Raw genomic sequence first — 22,961 nt, forward strand, 5'->3', positions numbered from 1 at the left:
GCGCCTCAATTGAGGCGCTAATTTATTCTTAATCGCGATATATTTTGGTTAGATCTTGGTAATGATCAATACGACGGTCGCGTAGGTATGGCCAAATTCGTCTAACATTTTCAGAGCGTTTTTGATCAAGTTCAACCACTAACAGTTGCTCATCGGTGTTATTGGCTTCAGCTAACAGTTCACCTTGAGGACCGGCAATAAATGAATTCCCCCAAAATTGAATACCGTCACTTTGCCCACTTGGATCACTTTCATGACCAACACGGTTACAACTAATCACTGGCACACCATTGGCAACCGCGTGTGCACGTTGCGAAATGACCCAGGCATCTTTTTGACGCGTTTGCTCTGCGTTATCGTCACGGGGATCCCAGCCAATTGCTGTTGGGTAAATTAATAATTCAGCACCGGCCATTGCCATTAGGCGTGCAGCTTCGGGAAACCATTGATCCCAACATACTAGTACACCAAGCTTGCCAACAGAGGTTTGAATCGGCTGAAAGCCTAAATCACCCGGTGTGAAGTAAAATTTTTCATAAAAACCAGGATCGTCAGGAATATGCATTTTGCGGTATTTGCCTGCAATGGTACCGTCTTTTTCAAGCACAACCGCAGTATTGTGATAAAGACCGGTAGCACGTTTTTCAAATAGTGAGGCAACAATCACAATCCCCAGCTCTTTTGCTAACTCAGCGAGTGTATTACTGCTTGGACCTGGGATGGTTTCAGCTAAATCAAAGACATCTACGTCTTCGGTTTGACAAAAGTACAGGCTGCGATGTAATTCTTGTAACACCACCAGTTGTGCACCTTGGTTTGCCGCATCGCGAATACCGGCGATTGATTTAGCCATGTTTTGTTCGGCATTATCACTGTTACTTTGTTGCACTAGGGCAACGGTTAAATTTGCAGGGCTGCTCATATTGATGCTCCAGCTAAAAATCCACGGGGTAATTGCATAGTAATGCAGTGTAAACTACCAAATTGATGAATAATTGGTAAGCAGTTAACGCCTATTATTTGATGATCAGGGTAAGCTGCCTGAATTTGCGCAAGTGCTAAGTTATCATTCTCATCCGCATAGGTAGGAACTAAAACAGCACCGTTAATAATTAAATAATTAGCATAAGTGGCAGGCAATCTATCACCTTCATCGTTAAAAACGGCTTTTGGCCACGGTAAATCGATTAACGTATAAGGCGCACCAACAGTCGTTTTAAAGCCTTGTAGCTGTTTTTCCATTGCAGCAAGGGCTGTAAAATGCTCATCACTTTCATCATCACATTTTACATACACTAAGGTATCATTGGGTGCAAAGCGCACTAAAGTATCGATGTGGCTGTCAGTATCGTCACCGGCTAAATAACCGTGATCAACCCACAAAAAGTCGCTAGCGCCTAGTTGATCACGCAGGCACTGCTCAATGTCTTGCTGGGTTAGAGTCGGATTGCGATTTGGGTTAAGTAAACATTCACTGGTGGTTAACAATACCCCGTGTTGATCAATCTCAACGCCACCGCCTTCCAAAACTAGATCAAGCGCTTGGTATTGATTAGCCGCAGCAGCAAGCTGCTTTACTAGAGTCGCATTTATTTTGTTGTCTAAATCACTGGTAAATTTATTACCCCAGCCATTAAAGGTGCAATCAACAATTTTTAGCTGCTTGCTGTCTTCTAATGCAGCGCAGGTAAGCGGACCGTGATCCCGTGCCCAAGTATCATTACACGGTGTTACGACAAAATGTACACGACTTAAATCAACATTATTGTTGCTTAGCAACTGGCTAATATGTATTTTTAAGGCTTCATCATGCGCGATGATAACTAGCTGCTCAACACGACTGATGTGTTGGCATAGCTGCACGTATACTGGTTCTACAGCGGTTAAATTGTCGCACCAGTCAGTGGCTTGGTGTGGCCACGTGAGCATAACGGCGTCTTGCTCGGCCCATTCGGGTAAAAGTCTAAAGTTCATGAATTTAATAAACAAACAAAGGTGTGGCTAGTTTAGCATTTCAGTCGCATATGTCAGCTTTTTCGTCGCTATTGTTACTCAGTTGGTGGTTTATTATCAAAGTTATTGCTTTCTTGCTGTTGACGCTTTTTAAGTTGTCTGGTTTGTGCATGTAAACTGGCACGGACAACAAGCTCTTGATCGCTATCGCGAATAGCTTTAAACAGAAGTGTGTATTGGTAATGTTCATCGTCAATTTGATTAACAGCGACGACCTCAGTGTAGCAATAGATTGCTGAGGCTTCGTGTTGTAAAAACAGTTTCGTACGAAATGCTTGGCCAATAGAATACGCCTTGGTGTCGGTGAATTTAACGCCACCACCGCCATAACTATCGCAATACATAGCATTATCTTCAGGCTGCTCTGAAGCTAAAATATGACTCATTATTAAGTCAATTTTGCGTGATTGCGCCTGCAAAAATACGGCCAGTTCTTGTGCCACATCCCCTAAATTACGCAGTGGTCTAAGAGAGCTTTGTTCAAGTTCACTGACTTCATTGGCAAGTTTAAATAAGGGGGGAATATCTGCTTCTAGTTGCGCTAATGTAGCAGGAACTTTGTCATCATTAACAGCAAACAAGTTCACACGATTACTTTCATCTATTTGAAAGTACTGCTCAAACTCGGTTAATTTTTCACTGTTCATAATTAAGCTCCTCAACGTAATAACCTAATAGTAGCGCTGACGAGATTAAATTGCTAGTTATCAAATAGCCAAAAGAAAGGGCAAACTACTGTTTGCCCTTATATTTTTGTTAAACGTTACCTTCTTGAGTATCAACATGCTCTCGTTTATGGTGAGCTGCGATTTCATCTGCTAAATCAGTACGTGAGCGCTGCTCTGTTAATTTGCGCTCGGTTAACCAATAGAAGAACAGCGGCACAAAGAACACGGCTAGGAATGTTGCGGCCATCATGCCGCCCATAACCCCTGTACCGACACTGTGACGAGCACCAGCACCGGCGCCAGAACTGATAACCAAAGGAACTACGCCTAAAATAAACGCTAACGAGGTCATAATAATAGGTCTAAAACGTAGACGGGCAGCTTCAAGTGCAGCAGCGCTTGCGCTCCAACCTTGTTGATGTTTCATCAAGGCGTATTCAACAATCAGGATTGCGTTCTTACTGGCTAAGCCAAGTAGGGTAACCAAACCGATTTGGAAGTAGACATCATTGGTCATACCAACTAACCAAATTGAAACCAACGCACCAAAGGTACCAAATGGCAAAGCTAACATGACAGATAATGGTAATGACCAACGCTCATACAGTGCTGCAAGAATTAAAAACACCATGATCACTGCTAGGCCTAAGGCGATACCTGTGGTGCCTGAGCTGCGTTTTTCTTGGTACGCAGAGCCGGTCCAGTCGTAGGTCATATCCGGTGGTAAGACGGCTTTTGCAATACGTTCAACTTCCGCAATTGCTTGTCCAGAGCTGTAACCCGGTGCTGCATTACCCAGTAATTTAACCGCAGGCAAGTTGTTATAACGGTTAAGGCTTTCAGGCCCGCGGCTGTACTCTATATTAGTAAACGCTGACATGGGCACCATAGTCCCTTGGCTGTTTTTCACATAAATTCGGCCAATGTCATCTGGCTTCATTCTAAACTCTGCCTCTGCCGACATCAGTACTTGCCATGCACGACCAAATTTATTGAAATCATTAACATAATATGTGCCTAGAGTACCTGCTAAGGCGGTGAACGCATCGTCAATTTCAATACCCATAGCACGGGCTTGTTCGCGGTCAACATCAACTTTAAGTTGCGGCGCATTCGGTCGCCATAAGGTTTGTAAACCGCTTAAAACAGGGCTTTTTTGCGCTTCAGCCATCATCAATCCCATGGCTTGCTGTAGCTTTTCAGGGCCGCCAGCACCTTTGTTTTGAATATAAAATTCAAAACCGCCAGTATTGCCTAAACCAAAAATAGCTGGGGGGTTAAACGCTAACACCAACGCTTCATTGATATGCGCTGTTTTCATAAACAGTTCATTGACGAGGCTCTTAGTATCAACTTCGCGTTCATCCCAATGCTTTTGCGTTACGAATAAGGTTGCTGCACTATTTTTATACCCGCCACCGATAAAGTCAAAACCAGTGAATGCCACGACATTTTCGTTGGCTGGATTTGACTGTACGGCACTAATGACTTCTGCGACTACTTTTTCTGTGCGCTCAAGGGACGAGCCATCAGGTAAGAAAATAGCTGAGATATAAAAACCTTGGTCTTCGTCGGGCACCAGTGAACCTGGGGTATTTTTCCAAAGTCCAATAGTGATTGACACCATACCAATCATCAGCAATAAGCCGAGTGCACCACGGCGAACCATAAATCCTACAGCACCGACATATTTACTGGTTATGCTGGTAAATACACGATTGAACCATAAAAAGAACTTAGCAGTTTGTTTGTGTTCTTGTTTTAAAATCAGTACACATAAAGCGGGGGTCATGGTCAGTGCGACTACGCCGGATAGACTAACGGCAATTGAGATAGTAATTGCAAACTGGCGGAATAATTCACCAGTTAATCCACCTAAAAAGGCAATTGGCACGAACACAGAGCACAGCACCAACACAATAGCCACCACTGGACCTGATACTTCTTTCATGGCTTTAATGGCGGCTTCATGGGCGCTAACATGCTCTTCATGCATGATACGTTCAACATTCTCAAGTACCACGATAGCGTCATCGACCACGATACCAATCGATAACACCATACCAAATAAGGTTAGTGAGTTAATTGAGTAACCGAGCATATACATACCGGCGAATGTACCAAGTAATGAGACTGGAACGGCAAGGGTTGGAATAAGTGTTGCGCGCCAATTTTGTAAAAACAAAAATACCACTAGAAATACCAGAACCATCGCTTCAAGTAGTGTTTTAACTACTTCGCGGATCGACACTTCTACAAAGCGCGTGGTGTCGTACGAATTTAAATGAGCAAGACCTGCAGGGAATTGCTGAGTTACTTCTGCTAGTACGCCATTAACTTCTGCGGCTACATCAAGAGCGTTGGCACCAGGTTGTAAGAAAATACCTAATAATACCGCTTCCTTGCCGTTGATGGTGCCTCTAAAGTTGTAATCTTTTGCGCCGAGTTCAACACGGGCTATATCTTTTAAACGTAAACTGCTGCCATCTAGGTTTGAGCGAATAATGATCTCTTCAAACTGTTCAGGCTCTGATAAGCGCCCTTGCGCAGTGACACTGTAAACCAGCTCTTGTGCAGATTGTGATGTTGGGGTAGCACCAATCGAGCCTGCTGCATATTGCGAGTTTTGACTGCGAATGGCGCCGGCAACTTCTTCGACAGTCACACCGAGCTGACTCATTACATCCGGACGCAACCAAATGCGCATAGCGTAATCTTTAGCACCAAAAATCTGCACGCTGGTGGTACCAGGAATGCGTTTGATGCGATCTAAAATATTCAGGGTCACATAATTAGACGTCCACAAACTGTCGCGACTATCATCTGGCGAATAAAACGCATGAACCTGCAAAAAGCTCGACGAACCTTTTTGTACAACGACACCTTGGCGGCGGGTTTCTTCTGGTAAACGTGCTTCAACTTGCTTAACACGGTTATTAACATTGACCGCTGCTTGGTCAATATCGGTGCCGATTTCAAAAGTAATTTCGATAGTCGTTGCACCTGAACTGGTTGAAGTCGATGACATATACATCATGCCTTCTACACCTGTAATGGCATTTTCTATAGGTGCTGCAACGGTTTGCTCAAGTACTTCAGCGGACGCGCCAGGATAGGCGGCTGTCACTTGCACAACAGGCGGAGCAATTTCAGGGTATTGCGCAATCGGCAAACTACGCATGGCGGCAAGGCCCGCCAAAACAATCACAATAGAGATAACAAACGCAAAAATAGGTCTGTCGATAAAATAACGAGAAAACATAAAACTCCCTGCGCTTAGTCTGCGCTTACGTTGTGTGTTGCATTGTTAACAGCCACTGGCATACCAGGAAAGAAAATCTTTGCCATACCATCAATGATCACTTCATCACCAGCGTTTAGCCCTGACTTAATCAACCAAAAGTTCTTATCACCTTGATTGTCAGGTTTTTGGATCCATTCGCCCACTTCAACTGGTGCGGGGCGGGCAATTGTGCCGCCTTGTTCATTTTTTGCGACTACATAAACAAATTTGCCTGTGCCATTATCAAGCACTGCGCGCTGTGGTATAACGAAAGCGTTTTTACGAACCGCGCCACTTAATCTAACACGCACAAACTGCCCAGGACGTAGTTTAAAATCAGGGTTAGGGATAATAGCCTGTAGTTCACTGGTGCCGGTATTAGGGTTGATACGCACGTCAGAGAAGTTCACTTTGCCTGTTTGCTGATACAAAGAGCCATCTTGTAGTTTAATGCTGGTATGCCATTGACCTTTTTCTGGCAAGGTTAATGAGCCATTTTCGACATCTTGACGCATGTGTAACTGCTCACGCTCAGAAATACCAAAGCGTAAGCGAATAGGATCAAGTTGAGTTATCTGCGTTAATAATAGATCTGGACCTGATACATAAGTGCCTTCAGAGACAAATTCACGACCCATCACTCCCGCAACAGGTGCTTTAACTTGTGCATATTCTAAATTGAGCTGTGCTTCCTTTAGTGCCACTTTAGCGGCTGCTAACGTGGTAGTTGCAATGTCTTTGGTGGAGCTGGCGTTATCGTAATCACGTTGTGAAACTGACTTGTCGGCGCGTAGCTTTGCTAAACGTTTAACTTCACGCTCAGATTGCACCAATGACGCTTTTGCGCCGTCTAAGGCGGCTTGTGCACTCTCAACCGCGAGTTGATATGGTGCTAAATCGATAGTGAATAGTGACTGTCCTTGGTTGACGGTTTGCCCTTCATCAAAATTACGTGATTCTAATATTCCAGTAACTCTGGCACGGACTTCAACTTCTTTAGACCCTGATAAGGTCGCAGGCAGTTCAATAGTAAAAGGGGCATCTTCATAGCTTGCAATAGTGGTTGCAACAGCCGCAGGGTGCATTGCTGCTTGCTCGGCTTTAGGTGCCTCACTACAACCTTGCAGTAATAATGCGGCTGAGGTTAATAATAATACAGGTAAAGATAATTGTGATGGTGCGAAAGGCAGACGCATGATTACTCCACAGTTCCAATTGTTAAGTATGAAAATATTAAATGTTTTCTAGGTTAGCAGCATGACACACTGATTGATTTTATGATCAACGTACATTGAGTAATGCAGAATCCATTTAGCTTAAGTAAACGCAAGTGTATACCTATTCAAGTTTAAGGTATACACTTACGTTTACTTTTTATCGGTTCGTTTATTCATGTATCATGTTTGGATAAATATTGGGGGCAGTATGGAACCAAATAATACAAAGCACAATGATGTATTGTGTGTTGCGATCGAGGAGTTTGCACATCGTGGTTTAGTCGGTACGACCATGGAGGCCATCGCCAGAAAAGCGAATGTTTCAAAGCGGACACTGTATAAGCATTATGCCAATAAACAAGCTTTATTTGATAACGTAGTGCAATTGCTATTATCACGTATTGAGCAGCTACAAAATTATCATTATCGCAGTGATGTGGCTGTGTATGATCAGTTAAAGGAGCTTGCGAGACTATCGCTTGCGTTGGGCAGTGATCAAGATTATTTAACGTTGTCGCGTATTGTGATTATTGAGTCAATGCGAGATCAACAACAAGCAGCGCGCTTAGAGGAAAAGTTTTTAGATTGTGGTAAAGGGTTACAAGGGTGGTTTGCTCAAGCACATGAGGCTGGAATTTTAAACGATATTCCCGCGGATATTGCAGCGGCATTTTTCTACGGTGGGTTAAAAAAAATGGCCTACTGGGAGCAAGTGATCCAATGGAAGCCAGCGCTTGATGAGGAAAAAATTGAACAGCTAATTGACCTAACGTCACGATTTTTTATTAGCGGTATTAAACTACAAAAATAAAAGCGACCACAACTCATCCATGAGTGGATCGCTTGGGTATTGATTTGGGTAAATCAACTTGGAACTGCAACCTAGATCAGGCTTATTTGAGTAGAGCGGTTAACTCTGTTAAATCTTTCACGTTGTAGTCAGGTTTTTCTGCAAGTGGATACAGCGCTTTACCAGGGCGAGCAATAAAAGCGGCTTGTAAGCCTGCAGCTTTTGCCCCTGCAATATCCCAACCATGCGCGGCAACCATCAGTGCCTGTTCTGGTTTTACCCCTAATTTATCCAACGCCCACTGATAAGCACGTAAATCTGGTTTGTAAATTTTAATATCTTCGATGCTGTAACGTGCGTCAAAAAATGCGGTTAGGCCAGCATTTTCGAACTGTGTTTTTACACCATGGTTAGATGAATTTGTAAGGCTCACTAATTTATAACCACGAGCTTTCAACGTTTGCAACGCAGCTTTTACGTCAGGGTGTGCGGGTAAACTTAATAACGGTGTAACAATGGCTGTTTTCGCTTGCTCGGCATCGAGTTTTATCTTGTTGTTTTGCGCCACCATGAGTAATGAAGCAACACCGATTTTACCAAAGTCTTGATAATCCCCAATCGCTGTACTGACGAGTGAATGATGCAGCATGGTTGAAAACCATAAAGGTAATAAATCTTCACGACCGCCCAATGCAGCACCAATCGATGTGCGCATAGACTCAAGATCAAGTAGTGTTTCGTTTACATCAAAAATAATTACTTTTGGTTTGTTTAGCTGAGATTGATCTGCCATAACGTTTGCTCCAAATAAACTGCAAGTGACTAAAATAGTAACAATCACGGTATGTATTTTTTTAATTAGCATCATTATTTATCCACCTTTAATGAGTTAAGCACATCACTTGGCTCTGCGCGTAATGTATAATCTTCATCAGCAAAAGCGTAGGTGATGATCCCATGTTGATCTACAACATAAGTTGCAGGTAAAGGTAGTTGAAAACTATCATCGCCATTAGCTTGCGCAATATCTAAACCAAATTGCGCATAGATAGGTTTTAAGCGCTCATCGAGCGTAAACACTAAACCAAACTGTTCGGCGACTTGATTGCCCACATCTGAGAGTACATCATATTCAAGTGCATTTTTTTGTGCAGTGGTTAATGATGCATCAGGCAACTGTGGAGAAATCGCCACAAGTTTTGCTCCCAGTGCTTTAAAGTCAGGCAAGAGTGCATTGAGCGCTTTTAGCTCTAAATTACAATATGGGCACCAACCACCACGATAGAAACTGATGACGACAGGGCCTGAGGCAAGTAAGTCAGCGAATCTTGTTGTGCCACCATGTTGGTTAGTTAAACTGAAATCAGCGACAGCATCACCCACCTTTAAGGCGTTATCTTTAAGGTGGGTTGCTATTAATTGTTCTGTGGTTTGGTCCATCACAGCAAGAATATCACTGGGTACATTGGCTTTTTTTTGCTGCTCGTAGGCGGTAATTTGAGCTGTTAAGTTCATGATTGTTTCCTCTTAGGCTTGAATGTTAACCAGTATACTGTTTGGCTTATTTAAATAAACATTGTAAAACTAAAAGCTGTGTTCGAAAATGTTGAACATATTAGGAGGCCTGCATGTACAGTATTAGTGATTTAGAAACATTTATAGCGATTGTTGAAAACAAAGGGGTGTTAGCGGCAGCCAGCGCACAAGGGCTATCACCCGCAACGGTGAGCCATAGGCTGACGAAGCTAGAGCGAGAGTTATCAACTGTACTGGTGTTCAGAGATAGCCGACGAATTCGCTTATCGCCTGCGGGTGAAGTATTTTATCAACGAGTTGGCTCTATTTTAGAAGCATTACATGATGCAGAGCATAGTATTGGTGCGCGGGGATCATCGGTGAGTGGTTTACTTAGGGTCACCATGCCGCCTTGGGTGTTTTCAAAGTTTGTGATGCCTAAACTCATTGCATTTGAAGCGCAATACCCTGAGCTGACCTTAGATTTTTTGATTTCAGATAACTTTGTTAATGTTGTAGATGATGCACAAGATGTTGCTATTCGCGTGGGGAAACTTACTGACTCTGGATTGCTTTCTCGTAAAGTGGTGAATAATCATCGTATTTTATGTGTTGCCCCAAGTTATGTAGCAAAATATGGTATGCCAACTGATCTCGCTGAATTAGCACAACATTATTGGGTATGCCTACCTTGGCAGCGACAACTAAAGTTAAGAAGTGACAATCAAACAGTCGTTAATTTTAACGCCAAAACACGTTTTACTATTTCAAACTCAGATAATATGACTCAAGCGGCCATTGCAGGGCACGGAATCGCAATTAAGTCGAAATTAGCAATTTTTGAAGAGTTAGCCAGCGGGCAGTTAATTGAAGTACTTCCAGGTGTGTTAGCTGATAACGATGCACCGGTTTGGTTTTTGAAACCGCAAAACAGTTTAACCACCCGAAAAACAGAAGTGTTTTATGATTTTATGAAATCGTTATTCAGCACACCCTTAGTTTAAAATTAATAAATAGTGTAAGTGTTTTGTGAGGGAAGCGGCGTAAATAACCACAAAATTAACAATCGCGCTTGTAATTGTCGCCAAAACTCGTACTCTTAGCGTAACAATAATAACAAAGGTACAGTCAATAATGACGCGTAAGCTTGCATTATCCACTACATTTCTAGAGTTGTCTTCGCAGCTGCGTCGGTTTGTTTCGCGTATTGTGCAACCAGATGATGTAGAAGATATCGTACAAGAAACCTTTGTTAAAAGCTATCAGGCTGATTTAAAACAAGATATTAAGTATGCTCGTAGTTACATGTTAAAAACAGCCAAGCATTTAGCGCTTAATCATATTGCAAAATGGGATAATCAACAGTGTGATTCACTAGACACGACGGATGATTACCAGCAAGCATTAAAATCAATGCAACTTGAGGATGAAGTGACCTCAAAAGAGCGCTTCTTATTATTTTGTCGCGCTACTGAGCAGCTAAGCCAGCCAGTACGAAAATGTTTTATATTAAAGAAAGTATACGGCATGAGCCAAAAAGAAATCGCAGCGCATATGAAATTAAGCGAAAGTACCGTTGAAAAACATATCGCTAAAGGTTTGTTACAGTCGATGCATTATATGCAGCAGCATGAACAGTTGGGTGAGCAGCATAAACCTACAATTAAACCTGCCAGGAGGGTGGGAGAATGAGTAATATTCATCAGTTTTCGTCTAAAGACGCTATTCAAGCTAAAGCGAGTCGTTGGATCAGTGCCATGGATCGTGGTTTATCTGCGCAAGAACGTCAGCAATTCCAGCGCTGGGTTAAAGAAAATAAAGCCCATCAAGATGCGGTATTCGAATTAGCCCAATTGTGGGACGAATTAAGCGTGCTTAATGAGCTAAGTAGTTTATTCCCCAATAAGCATGGTATTAATAAACCTGCGCGTAAAACCACACATTTTTCGATTGCTGCCAGTATTTTTGCCGCTTTATTGATTGCTAGTTTTATGTTTATTGGTATTGAGCATTGGCCTAGTGCGCCTCATGAACAGGCAAAGTACAGCAAAATTTATCGTACTAAAGTGGGAGAGCAAGCCACGTTTGTATTACCTGACAGCACCATAGTACAACTAAATACCAATAGTTTATTGGAAGTGGCGTATACAAAGAGTCGTCGCCAGTTGATCTTAACTCGAGGCGAAGGACGTTTTAACGTTGCTAAAGATGCTGCCCGTCCGTTTACGGTGATGGCAGGGGATAAGTCATTTACAGCGTTAGGTACGGTGTTTAATGTGCAGCGTAATGCAGCATCAGATCTAGAGTTAGTGGTGACAGAAGGCAAAGTGATGATCACTGACCCTTCAGTCGCTGTTAATGCGGATGATTTCGTACAATTACAAAATGCCAGTAACGATACTGCAAAGGTTAAAAATATCAATGCAAGTATTGTCATATCTGGTGAAAAAGCGGTCATAAAAGAAAGTATTACAAAGCCAATTACGCGTTTAACACAAGATGATGTACAGCGCGATTTAGCATGGCAACAAGGAATGTTAATTTTTAACGGTGAACCGCTTAGCGATGCATTACAAGAAGTGAGTAGGTATACCGCAACACGCTTTGAATTAGCAGATCCACGTTTAGCTTCACTAAAAGTAGCGGGTGTTTTTAAGGCTGGGGATATTGTCGGGTTGCTCGATAGTTTACGATTAAATTTAGCCATTGAACATGAACGTTTAGGTGAACACATTGTGAGCCTTAAACAGTCCGATCATGGTTAAGCTTTTTGATTAAAAGTGTCAGAAGTTATAATGGTTAAAGCAAAAAGTAATAAAATAATTAATAAAAAGATAAAATTATATAGCGGATTATTCATTCTCAACTGTTTATATAAGTTGCGCAGTAACCAAACGTATTCAATGTGTGGGTTTTTAGCGGCTGCACCGCTTGCATTAAGCTTTAATGTGAGCGCGGCGGCTGAATCACAGATGATACAATTTGACATAAAAGCGCAACGAGCAGACTTAGCACTGATTGAATTTGCTAAACAAACGGAACAAACGGTGGTTTTTTCGTTCGATTTAGCCAAACAATACCAAGCTCAATCAGTGTATGGTTATTACACTCAGTTAGAAGCGCTTAGCAATATGCTAAAACAGACTGAACTCGATGCGGTTGTTGATCAAAATGGTTTACTGAGTATAAAACTCAAACAAATCAATAGGAATGATAACAACATGAGAAAGCTTTCAGGGGTCAGTGCCGCTGTTTTACCACTTTTAATGGCAACTAACAGTCAAGTGGCAAACGCACAAGAACAAGCAGCGCAAGAAAACATTGAAAAAATTGCTATTGTTGGTAGCCGTGTAGCAGGGCGTTCAGTTGAAGATTTACCCGTCCCCGTTGATATTTTAAGTGCCGAAGCACTGGAAAATACAGGGCAAACAGAAGTTGGTCGTATGCTGCAAGCAATTGCACCCTCTTTTAACTTTTCAAGTTCATCGATCAGTGATGGCACTGATGCACTTCGTCCTGCTACGTTACGTGGTTTAGGGCCTGATCAAACTTTAGTTCTTATCAATGGTAAGCGCCGTCATCAAGCCAGTATTATCCATATTAATACCTCGGTAGGGCGTGGCACTGCAGGCACTGATATGAATGCAATTCCAGCTGCTGCAATCAAGCGTATCGAAGTGTTACGTGATGGTGCTGCTGCGCAATACGGTTCTGATGCGATTGCAGGTGTTATTAACATTGTTTTAAAAGATGCTGATGAAGGTGGAAAAGCCACCGTTAACTATGGTCAATATTCTGAAGGAGATGGTGAAACCGTAACCGTTGATTTTAATAAAGGCTTTGCTTTAGGTGATGAGGGTTATTTAAATACGACGATTAATTACCGTGACCGTGCGCCAACTAATCGCGCGGGTTTGCATGGCTCTTGCCAATTTTATGGTTGTACAGAACTTTCTGATGGCACCTTGTTAGCGGGTGATCCTCGTGAGTTAACAGCTCCTCGTGATACCTTTAGAATTGGTGATGCAGACTCTCAACAGTTTGCGTTAACAGTGAATACGGGTTATGAGCTTGCAGGTGGTGAGCTCTACGGTTTCATCACTTACTCTACCCGTGATAATGAATCTGCCGCATTTTTCCGTGAAAATGCTAATGGTGCTGGTAACCCGGTATTGCAAGATGGTGATGCGGTGATCCCGGTGGGTTTCTTACCAAAAATTAATACCACCATTGATGATGTGTCGTACAACTTTGGCTTTAAAAAAGACTTTGATAATAGCTCAAGTCTTGATTTGTCATATACTTATGGTGAAAACAGCATCGATTACACGACCAGTGATACCATCAATGGCTCATATGCAAATTTACTGCGATACGAGCAAGGTCTAAGTGCCGATGATATTCGTGCCACTATCCCTCGCCAAGCGTATGCGTATGGCATGGAGTTATCACTGCAAACGATTAACCTTGACTTTACGCAAGATTATGATGATTTCTCGCTTGCGATGGGGGCGGAATTACGCACTGATGAATACCGTATTCTCGAAGGTAGCGAATACGCATACCGTGATTACGATACCAATAATGGTGTAAATATTTACGACGGTCTGAGCGCAGGTATTGGCAGCGAAAATGCCGCTGGTGGTACGCAAGGGTTTGGTGGCTCAGCGCCTGCGTCATCAGTGGATGAATCTCGTGATGTTATTTCATTTTATCTTGATGCTGAAACCTACATTATTGATGATGTCATTATTTCAGGTGCGCTGCGCTATGATAACTACAAGGGGTTTGGTGACACGGTAAACTTTAAGTTAGCTGGTAACTGGTCTGTGACTGATGACGTATCGTTACGTGGTGCGGTGAGTACAGGCTTTAGAGCACCTTCTATGCAGCAGTTATATTTTAATAACATAAGCACGCAATTTGTGGTTGGTCCTAATGGTGCTTTAGTGGCTGAAGAAGTTGGTACGTTTAGAAACGACAGTACGCTTGCGCAAAGTATCGGTATTCCAAAGCTTAAAGAAGAGCAATCACAAAATCTAAGTATGGGTATTGTATATAACGTGACTGATAACATTAATGTGACGTTAGATTACTATTCAATTGATATTGATGACCGCATTGTGATCAGTAATCGTTTAGGCAAAGGCTTATCAGACACCTTAGATGCTGCATTAGTAAGTTCTGGGGCAGGGGCTGGACAGTTTTTCTTAAATGGTGCCGACACAGAGACACAAGGCATTGATTTTGTAGCAACCTGGAATACTGAAGGGTTAGGCGGCACGCTAGATTTTACCTTAGCAGCTAATTTTACTGAAACCGATGTCGTGGATTTATTTACCCCACAAGGCAGTGGTCTTGAGACTATTCCTGTTGAAGATGTATTTTCTTCGCAAGAAACCTCAATCATCGAAGAGTGGCAACCACAAGATAGAGTTAACTTAAGTGCTTTATACCGTGTAGAAGATTGGACAGTCAACTTGTCATTTAACCGCTTTGGTGAATATACAGTCGAAGACGGTGGTCGTCAAACCTACGGGGCTGAAATTCTAACAGATGTTAAAGTGAACTATTACGTTACTGATAACCTGTCATTAAATATTGGCGCTAACAACTTATTTGACGTATACCCAGATAAAAACACCATTGGTAACTCACGCGCAGGCACTATAGTGGATGCATCGGGGAATACGATAGTTAGTTCTACAGGGGTGTTTGAGTACTCACGTCGCTCTGCGCCATTTGGCTTTAATGGTGCTTACTACTATGTAGGTGCTGAATACCGATTCTAAATAACTTCTCCTACGTTATTTAACTTTTGAAGGGCCGTAAGGCCCTTTTTTTGTGTTTAATTAGAAGTCAGTGTTATTGGGAAGTTTTCATAGCTTTTGATGTTGTTCATTACAGTCATTAAGGTTTGGTGAGTGCTGTTCTCGTCCGCTGTTATTTGCACAGTAGATATATCATAGTTTGCTGCGAACATAGCGAGGTTAGTGGCGATTTGATCTAATGTGATTAAGCGTTCACCAAAATGTATAGCGTTATTTTGGTCAATACTAAAATGAGCGCTTTTCGTTAATTTATCAATATTAGGCTTATCTAATGGGCGATGTAACTCAATAGCAACGGGTTTTATAAATGATGTTGTAACTATAAAGAAAATCAATAATATGAACACGATATCAAGCATCGGGGTCATATCTACGTCGGCATTACTTTGTTGTATATGTTGTTTATTTCTCATAGTGGAACCTTATTTTTTTAATAAAATGCTGCGGCGCCACAGCACGGTAGTAGGTACCTATTAATAAGCCTAGACGATTAAATTTATGCCGTGGTTAAATAAATATTCTATTTTTATTAATTCTTTGCATTATTTTGTTATTAAAAATTGTATGGGCATTGTTATAGGCATAAAAAAGCCCAGTATCTAGCTGGGCTTCTATTTAAGTATTGTGATTAATGCTTTTGCATACGGCTCATTTCAGTATGGCAGCTTTGCATGGTTAATAATACTTTAGCCAGCGCAGCTTCACAGTCATGTGGTTGTGGTTTTTTCATCGCTGTTTTGATTTCTGAGAGTGTTTTATCTTCCACTTCTTCAAGCTCTTTAACATATGTTTCATCGTTATCTGAGCTAAATTTAGTGATCAGCGCAGTGTAGGCTCGGCGAGCTTCAACAGCAAATGATGAGCCATCTTCACGTTCACCTTGCTCATTGATTGCATAGGGCTGTAAGTTTTCAACACTGACTTTACGGGCATCTATCATGCGTTGAAATAATGCACCAATTGCCGGATCTTTTACTTTCTCTTGGGCTTTTTCATAAAAGTCGATGCCGCTGTTCATTACTTGGATAATGTCAGTGATATGATTAACGTCTTGTCCTTGATGGGTATTCATAATTGTGACCTCTTTAAGTTTAATGAAATTCACACTAACTAAAGCAAGCCATGTTCCAGTATGAGAAATAAATATAACATCTTGTTTATTAGTGAGAAAATATTGTTTCTTGAAAGACTTTGCTTACTAGACAAAGCTCAGTAAGCAAATTTTACACAAACTTTGTAAGATGGTTATTTTAATTCTTCGGCTACTTCGGCTACTTTTTGCCGTAACCAAATATGACTTGCATCACGGTGTAATAGTGGACTCCAGATCATATCAAGCTCAAAGGGCGGAATAGGAAAAGGGGGTTCAAGTATTTTTAAACCAGCATCGTCTAAATAAATATTGGCGGCTTTTGAAGGCAGTGTAGCAACGAGATTTTGTTCTTTTGCTAAGTGAATAGCAACATGATAATTACGGGTAAAGGTTGCAATATTGCGGTGTTTGCCAAAATGGGCGAGGGCTTCATCTACCCAGCCTAGTTTCTGCACATCTTTAGGATCCATACCCACGCCGACACCAAAGCCTGTTTTACTCACCCAAATATGGCGGGCTTTTAAATAACTATCTAGGCTAAAGTTCTCGATTATCGGGTTGTCGGCTTTGACTAAGCAACAAAAGCTGTCTTTCCAGATCCGCTTATGATGAAACGATTGTGGTAAGTTTTCAAAACGGTTAATCGCCATGTCAACTTTACCATTTTCTACATCATGGAAGGTAACGTCGCTCGGCGTTAGGATATCTAAGGTGGTATCTGGCGCTTCAGCATGAAGTTTACTTAATAGTTTTGGTGCCAACGTACTGGCAGCATAATCACTGGCCATGATCCGAAACACTCGTTTACTTTGACTAGCTTCAAACTCGCGGTTAGGCGCCAGGGTTTCTTCTAGGGTCATTAATATACCCCGGATCACCGGCTGTAATTCAATTGCCCGTTCGGTAGGCACCATACCATCACTGGTACGTACTAAAATCGGATCATTAAATAAATTACGTAAACGTTTTAAACCATTGCTCATAGCTGGTTGTGTAATGCTCAGTTGATGCGCGGCGCGAGTAACATTGCATTCGCGTAATAGGGTATCGAGATAAACGAGTAAGTTTAAATCTATTTTACTGATATTCATTGTGTGTCCTTTCGTTTACCACTGGTGGATAAATCGCTGTGCTGCCGGATATGGGTATATATGGCTAACAATGCCTTTTTTTACATTTTGTTGTGCTTGCTGCCAAAATATTACATCGAGTAATTCAGGGTGTGCCTGAGTAAAGATTGCTTTATAACGCGGGTTAGGCATTACAAAAGTACATAATTGTTCAGGAAATACATCCTGTGGTGCTACTGAGTAGCTTTGTTCATTGGTTAAGTAGTCGTCATAACTTTTTGCTTTAGGCAGCGCTCTGAAGTTCATATCAGTTAAATACTGTACTTCATCATAATCGTAAAAAATGATCCGTTTATGCTTACTTACACCAAAATTTTTAAGCAACATATCGCCGGGAAATATATTAACTGCAATCATTTCTTTAAGCGCTTGACCGTACTCTGTAATTGCAACAGTAGCATCTTCCTCATTAGCGTTTTCTAAGTACAAATTAAGCGGTGTCATGCGGCGTTCAATATACATATGTTTGATGATCAGTAAATCACCTTCGATGATCATCGATGACCCAATAGTTGCTTTAAGCTGTGCAAGCAATGTAGCGTCAAAACGTGCTAATGGGAATACGACGTTCGAATACTCTATGGTATCGGCCATGCGGCCAACCCGATCGTGGCTTTTGACTAATTGATATCGTTTAAGGACCGTATCGCGGCCGAATGGTTTGCTCTCGCCAAATTTGTCTTTAATTATTTTAAATACATAGTCAAAAGAAGGCAGCGTAAATACCATCATCACCATGCCGGGTGTACCAGGTGCAATGACAAAGTCATCATTAGATCGTTGTAAATGGGTTAGAAACTCGCGATAGAATTCGGTTTTACCTTGCTTATGAAAGCCAATGGCGTTGTAAAGCTCTGCTAAAGTTTTGTTGGGCATGAGTTGATTCAAAAAGCGAACTAAGGCCGACGGTGCGTGAGTTTCAACCATAAAATAGGCGCGCGCAAAGCCAAAAATAACCCGCATTTGCGATGAGTTAGTCAGTAGCGCATCTAAATAAAGGCCTTCATCTTGGTGATGTAGCACGGCAATAATAAATGGTTGCACACCACTTTGCGACACGACTCGGCCAACTATATACGCGGCTTTATTACGATAAAAAGGGGTTTGCAGAATATCAAAGCGCATTTGCCACGCACGGTGATGGGTATCGGGTGCTTGCTTGTAAAATGCTTTTACGAGCAATCTTACATCACGTTCCAAATTCACAAAATCCGTTTTAAAATCAAATTGATTAATTATTTTTTTGATGGTGGGTTTTAAGCCGTCGACTACAGGAAAATAACTACGGTATTCAGCTTCAACTGGTAGTGCTGGTGCATCAGCTAAAGTCGCTTTTACAAAAATGAAATCGTTATTAAAATAACGTCGATGAAATAATCGACAAAACACCGAGTTGTAAAAAGTTTCTGCCAATTCCGCTTGGGGATGAAATGCTAAAAAATGCTGATACGTTTGTTTTGTTTGTAACCACAGTGATTCATCGAGTTGATTGGCATGTGGCTGCAGCTGTTGGGTGGTTTCGTTTACCCGATCATCATAATAGGTTATTCGTAAGCGGCTGATATCATGCATTTTCGCCCAGTCTCTGTGGGCAAAAGCCAAGGGAGCTTGCGAGGTGATCTGCTGAAATAACTTATAATGTTTTTTAAAGCCATTTAAAATTAGCTCGGCGATATTTTGTGGCAGCATGAATGAGTACTCCAAAATGACAGGTAGAGTATATGCTCTACAGTTGTTAAGAGTATGCTAAATAATGGTAAAACCCAATAGCTTAATCATAACGTTTTAGTTTTTTTTCTAATTCGGAGAGTTGTTTGTTAATTGCTTTAGTATTTTTGGCATAGGTTTTATTAAGTACTTTTATTTGTTTTTTGATATCTTTGCTAACATTTCTTTTCTCATCATCGCTCATTAAACGATTAAGCCGTTGTTGCTGCGAATATTCAGCGCGATCACGGTCACGGCTTAAAATGGCAAGTCTGTGTTTTACACTGCGAATTTCAGCGTTGAGATTACGAATAATTTGCTCGCGTTCAAGCGAGTTAAGAACTTTAACATGGTTGCTATTCGAAGGGGTAACATTAGGTGAGACAGTGAGTTTGTGCTCGGTAGCTTGCTCACTACATGGGAACTGGCTAAATGTAGTGCCTTTGTTTGTCACGCATTTATAATATTGATCAGCGGCGCTTGCCGGATCAGCCAATAATAACAAACTAATAAAAATAGCGAAAAATGTACACGGTTTCATTACGCAAGCCTTCCCTAGTTTGGTCACAATCAAATATAAAACTATAACCTAACTAGGGCAAATCGCCAGTGTCGTTATTGGGTAAATGTTTTTAGTTTTTTAATACTTTGCACTAAAAACGGAATATCCAAACCTTGTTCAATAGAAAAACCTTGCGCAGCAGAAATATTCTTATAATTACCATCAGAATCGATTAACGTGATGCGGTCCTTCTTATAAGCAATAAAGACTCCTTGCGAATAGTTAACCCCCATATCGTCTTTTTTGCCATATAAATTAACGCCTAACATACTTTGGTGTGCGATAGTTTTGCAGCCCAAGTATTGACCAACACTGGTCGCAATTAAATCGCTAGGTTGGATCAAACCTTCAATTCGGGTTACTTTTTTATCTGTACTGTATAAAGGCGAAGCAGTAACAATCCCTTGTTCATTACTCGCTAAACTAAATGCAAATATTTGCTTAACATCTGTGCGAAGTACTGTATTTTCATCTGCTTGAATAATGCGTATTGCAGCATTATTCACTGTTTCACTATTAATATAGCCGTAGTCAACAAAGCCATCGACACTTATACTGCGACGGTTGCTTTGCCAAACAGGGAGCGTTTGCTCTGCCATTAAGGCCGATTTGTAATACGCAGGTAAACCATAAATTAGGCTAAATACGGCATCTTGCGCTGCTGTTGGTTGCAAAAATCGTTCTGTTTTGTATAAATTAGTTTGTTGTTCAGCAAAATTAGTTAATGCTGCGGGGGTATTAAAAACTAAAATATCAATGGTTGCGGCGTTAAAATTATCGCAGCGAGCAAGTGGCGAAGGAGCAAGGTAATTAACGTTTTGCGTATTAAGCTTTACGTTATGCGCTTGCTTATAAATTTCAATATCCAATAAATCGTTCTTCGCCAACAAGCTTTTCGCCGTTGTTGGATAAGACAAAGGTAAAACATTGTCTTGCTTAGTGATATCAAACTTTAAATTAGCATCAGCCCATATATGAATACTGTGGCTCAGAGCAAAACACACTAATAAAAACGAACTGGCATAGCGGGCAAATTTATACTGTTTTAAACGCGCTAAATGATGCCAAGTATAGTTACTTGCAAGTAATTGAAACGCTAAAATTAGCATAACAATGCCACCGGCTAATAAAGTGGTTAAAGCTGGTGAGCTGGTTAAGCGATGCCATAAAAGCGACACAATTTCAGGTAACGCAGAGCTACTTAAATGATAACCTAAGTTAAAATATACATATGCATCTAGGGTTAGTAATGATGCGCCACAGGTGGCGAGTATAGCCGCCATACCGCGAATATGGCGTGGGTATGGAAATATCAAACTCAGCGGAAATACCGTCAGCACAAAAGCAATAAAGGTAATAAAGCTAGTGTGGCTAAGCCATGTCACTAGCATATAAAGAATACCCATAAAGCTGGTTGGTGGTGAATCGGCAAATAGGTAGCTTGAACTTATAAGCAACACTAAACCGATATTGGCAAATGTGAACCAATGGCCCCAACTTAATAATTGACTTGCTTTAGACGAAAATTGATTGTGCTGCGATAAATTCATAAAGTTTATTTAACCGATTGCGCAAGTGCTTTAGCAAAATTGTCAGCAACCGCTTGTCTTTTCCCTGTTGGTACATGCTCTTTTAAGATATGCGTGATAGAATTTCCTAAACACATAAGACTTAAATCAACCGGCGCATTGTGCTTAGTTAACACATCAATGAGCTGATCGACGATTTGTTCTACTTCATCATTAGAATATTTTGATAAGATTGGCATCAGTTGGTTCAATAAAAGAGTTATATTCTCGTATTTTAACACCAGAGGCGTGAAAAACAAAGATGGCAATAGATGTTAAAAAGTTAGTCGTTCATTATGTAGACAAAAAAGACGACGATACGCAAATTCATTTGCGCAATGACGAAATGGCAGTGAATGATAAAGTCGCTGTATTCATCGAGCAACTTCATCACGCATACAATGGCAAACCTGGCAAAGGGTTTTGTGCTTTCAGTGGTGAAAAAAACTCAGTGGTCGCATCAGCTATGCAAAGCTACCGTAACGATGAGCTTGGTTTTTGGCACATGACAGAGCAAGCGACAACGATTTTAAAAGAAGAGTTAAATAAATATGCATTTAACGAAACCGGGTATTTAGTATTTTGCCACTACCAATATGTTGCCACTGACTACATGTTGATTGCGATGATCAACATTAAAGAGCATTATTCAATTACCTCGGAGCTTGATTTAGCTTCATCGCGGCATTTAGATATTTCGCGTATGCAACTAGCTGCGCGCATAGATTTAACTGGTTGGGATACCCAAGCTGAAGATAATCGTTATATCTCCTTTATCAAAGGTCGAGCAGGGCGCAAAGTTGCTGACTTCTTCTTAGACTTTTTAGGCTGTGAAGAAGGGATTGATCCAAAACAGCAGAGCCAAGTCATGCTTAATGCTGTTGAAGATTATTTATCAGAGCAACAGTTTGATAAATCAGAAAAAGATGAACTGCGTAAACAAGTGTTTGATTACTGTAACGACTGTGTCACTACAGGTGAAGATGCTAACGTTAGCGAGTTATCAGCCACGCTTACCAAAGGTGATGATAATCCGTTTGAAAGCTTTTGCAAAGAGCAAAGCTATGATTTAGAAGAGTCATTTCCAGTTGATAAAAAAACGGTCACGAGCATGGTCAAATTCTCAGGCCTTGGTGGCGGCGTGAGCATCAGCTTTGAGCGTAAACACTTAGGCGAGCGCGTTATGTACAACGAAGCCACGGATACATTAGTTATTAAAGGCATACCGCCGAATCTTAAAGACCAATTACAACGGTTTATGGAAAGTGAAGACTAAACCGCCAGCTTTATGCCATAAGTGGTAAGTTTTAAGCAGATTTGAGTTAGTTGAAAGCGTGGTGTTTACACCGCGCTTTTTTTGTATGTGGCAGCATAGTTACAGTCAAAATGATAAGCCTGACAGGGGGTCAGAAAGTTAAACCAATCGACTTAAATATTTAACCATTCTAGCGGGCTAAATAAAGCGCTAACTGCGTTATAAATTTTTCATGTAGAACAACTACATGTCAAAATTTATGCCTTGTTATCACTCCATTTATCTGTCGCTATAAATGGTCAGTAACTCAACACGATTGGTATAAAATC

At 41.2% G+C, this 22,961-nt stretch carries 20 protein-coding genes; 6 read left to right on the forward strand and 14 right to left on the reverse strand.

Annotated features, from left to right (window positions below; genetic code table 11):
• Positions 1 to 28 precede the first annotated feature (28 nt).
• The 5 genes from CWB85_RS01440 to CWB85_RS01460 all read right to left on the reverse strand — a co-directional run bounded on the left by CWB85_RS01440 (position 29) and on the right by CWB85_RS01460 (position 7,160).
• Positions 29 to 922: a carbon-nitrogen hydrolase gene (locus CWB85_RS01440; RefSeq protein WP_016707320.1), complete on the reverse strand. Its 894-nt coding sequence runs from the start codon at positions 920 to 922 to the stop codon at positions 29 to 31.
• Positions 919 to 1,974 carry an agmatine deiminase family protein gene (locus CWB85_RS01445; RefSeq protein WP_016707319.1) on the reverse strand — a complete coding sequence of 352 codons (1,056 nt, stop codon included), beginning with the start codon at positions 1,972 to 1,974 and terminating at the stop codon, positions 919 to 921. The genes CWB85_RS01440 and CWB85_RS01445 overlap by 4 nt, the downstream gene beginning before the upstream one ends.
• A 74-nt stretch (positions 1,975 to 2,048) precedes the next feature.
• Positions 2,049 to 2,660 carry a hypothetical protein gene (locus CWB85_RS01450; RefSeq protein WP_016707318.1) on the reverse strand — a complete coding sequence of 204 codons (612 nt, stop codon included), beginning with the start codon at positions 2,658 to 2,660 and terminating at the stop codon, positions 2,049 to 2,051.
• A 109-nt stretch (positions 2,661 to 2,769) separates the two neighbouring features.
• Positions 2,770 to 5,943 carry an efflux RND transporter permease subunit gene (locus CWB85_RS01455; RefSeq protein WP_016707317.1) on the reverse strand — a complete coding sequence of 1,058 codons (3,174 nt, stop codon included), beginning with the start codon at positions 5,941 to 5,943 and terminating at the stop codon, positions 2,770 to 2,772.
• Positions 5,944 to 5,957: 14 nt separating this feature from the next.
• The gene (locus tag CWB85_RS01460) at positions 5,958 to 7,160 is read right to left on the reverse strand and encodes an efflux RND transporter periplasmic adaptor subunit (RefSeq protein WP_138553883.1); all 1,203 of its coding nucleotides are present in this window, start codon (positions 7,158 to 7,160) and stop codon (positions 5,958 to 5,960) included.
• 229 nt (positions 7,161 to 7,389) lie between these two features.
• Here CWB85_RS01460 and CWB85_RS01465 point away from each other — a divergent pair, with 229 nt between their 5' ends.
• Positions 7,390 to 7,992 (forward strand): TetR/AcrR family transcriptional regulator, encoded by a 603-nt coding sequence (locus tag CWB85_RS01465; RefSeq protein ID WP_016707315.1) that lies wholly within the window; start codon positions 7,390 to 7,392, stop codon positions 7,990 to 7,992.
• An 82-nt stretch (positions 7,993 to 8,074) separates the two neighbouring features.
• Here CWB85_RS01465 and CWB85_RS01470 read toward each other — a convergent pair whose 3' ends face one another.
• Together CWB85_RS01470 and CWB85_RS01475 are read right to left on the reverse strand one after the other, a co-directional pair.
• Positions 8,075 to 8,764: a haloacid dehalogenase type II gene (locus tag CWB85_RS01470; protein ID WP_493850677.1), complete on the reverse strand. Its 690-nt coding sequence runs from the start codon at positions 8,762 to 8,764 to the stop codon at positions 8,075 to 8,077.
• 74 nt (positions 8,765 to 8,838) lie between these two features.
• Entirely contained in the window at positions 8,839 to 9,486 is a 648-nt protein-coding gene (locus tag CWB85_RS01475; RefSeq protein ID WP_016707313.1) for a peroxiredoxin-like family protein, read from the reverse strand.
• Between the two features lie 113 nt (positions 9,487 to 9,599).
• Between CWB85_RS01475 and CWB85_RS01480 the strand changes: the two genes are divergently transcribed.
• The 4 genes from CWB85_RS01480 (at position 9,600) to CWB85_RS01495 (ending at position 15,278) form a co-directional block, all read left to right on the forward strand.
• Complete coding sequence (locus tag CWB85_RS01480) at positions 9,600 to 10,490, forward strand: LysR family transcriptional regulator (protein ID WP_138553885.1); 891 nt, start codon at positions 9,600 to 9,602, stop codon at positions 10,488 to 10,490.
• A gap of 130 nt (positions 10,491 to 10,620) precedes the next feature.
• Positions 10,621 to 11,178: an RNA polymerase sigma factor gene (locus CWB85_RS01485; protein WP_016707311.1), complete on the forward strand. Its 558-nt coding sequence runs from the start codon at positions 10,621 to 10,623 to the stop codon at positions 11,176 to 11,178.
• A complete protein-coding gene (locus CWB85_RS01490) occupies positions 11,175 to 12,251 on the forward strand; it encodes a FecR family protein (protein WP_016707310.1) in 1,077 nt (358 codons plus the stop codon). The genes CWB85_RS01485 and CWB85_RS01490 overlap by 4 nt, the downstream gene beginning before the upstream one ends.
• A 30-nt stretch (positions 12,252 to 12,281) precedes the next feature.
• Complete coding sequence (locus tag CWB85_RS01495) at positions 12,282 to 15,278, forward strand: TonB-dependent receptor plug domain-containing protein (RefSeq protein WP_138553886.1); 2,997 nt, start codon at positions 12,282 to 12,284, stop codon at positions 15,276 to 15,278.
• A 56-nt stretch (positions 15,279 to 15,334) separates the two neighbouring features.
• On the opposite strand, the gene CWB85_RS01500 is transcribed toward CWB85_RS01495, so the two are convergent.
• From CWB85_RS01500 to CWB85_RS01530, 7 genes are all read right to left on the reverse strand, one after another.
• A complete protein-coding gene (locus CWB85_RS01500) occupies positions 15,335 to 15,730 on the reverse strand; it encodes an ExbD/TolR family protein (RefSeq protein ID WP_016707308.1) in 396 nt (131 codons plus the stop codon).
• Positions 15,731 to 15,945: 215 nt separating this feature from the next.
• Positions 15,946 to 16,389, reverse strand: coding sequence for a ferritin-like domain-containing protein (locus CWB85_RS01505; protein WP_016707307.1), 444 nt, complete (start codon positions 16,387 to 16,389; stop codon positions 15,946 to 15,948).
• 173 nt (positions 16,390 to 16,562) lie between these two features.
• On the reverse strand, positions 16,563 to 17,501 hold the full coding sequence (locus CWB85_RS01510) for a LysR family transcriptional regulator (protein WP_016707306.1): 939 nt from the start codon (positions 17,499 to 17,501) through the stop codon (positions 16,563 to 16,565).
• A gap of 15 nt (positions 17,502 to 17,516) precedes the next feature.
• The gene (gene aceK / locus CWB85_RS01515) at positions 17,517 to 19,229 is read right to left on the reverse strand and encodes a bifunctional isocitrate dehydrogenase kinase/phosphatase (RefSeq protein ID WP_138553887.1); all 1,713 of its coding nucleotides are present in this window, start codon (positions 19,227 to 19,229) and stop codon (positions 17,517 to 17,519) included.
• Positions 19,230 to 19,311: 82 nt separating this feature from the next.
• A complete protein-coding gene (locus CWB85_RS01520; protein WP_138553888.1) occupies positions 19,312 to 19,788 on the reverse strand; it encodes a DUF4124 domain-containing protein in 477 nt (158 codons plus the stop codon).
• Positions 19,789 to 19,862: 74 nt separating this feature from the next.
• Positions 19,863 to 21,359: a DUF3413 domain-containing protein gene (locus CWB85_RS01525; RefSeq protein ID WP_138553889.1), complete on the reverse strand. Its 1,497-nt coding sequence runs from the start codon at positions 21,357 to 21,359 to the stop codon at positions 19,863 to 19,865.
• Positions 21,360 to 21,364: 5 nt separating this feature from the next.
• Positions 21,365 to 21,577 carry a YejL family protein gene (locus tag CWB85_RS01530; RefSeq protein WP_016707302.1) on the reverse strand — a complete coding sequence of 71 codons (213 nt, stop codon included), beginning with the start codon at positions 21,575 to 21,577 and terminating at the stop codon, positions 21,365 to 21,367.
• 62 nt (positions 21,578 to 21,639) lie between these two features.
• Between CWB85_RS01530 and yejK the strand changes: the two genes are divergently transcribed.
• Entirely contained in the window at positions 21,640 to 22,653 is a 1,014-nt protein-coding gene (gene yejK / locus CWB85_RS01535; protein WP_138553890.1) for a nucleoid-associated protein YejK, read from the forward strand.
• Positions 22,654 to 22,961: the final 308 nt, after the last annotated feature.

Origin of the sequence: Pseudoalteromonas sp. S1727 (genome assembly GCF_005886375.1) — a bacterium.
In the GTDB taxonomy this organism is placed as follows: domain Bacteria; phylum Pseudomonadota; class Gammaproteobacteria; order Enterobacterales; family Alteromonadaceae; genus Pseudoalteromonas; species Pseudoalteromonas haloplanktis.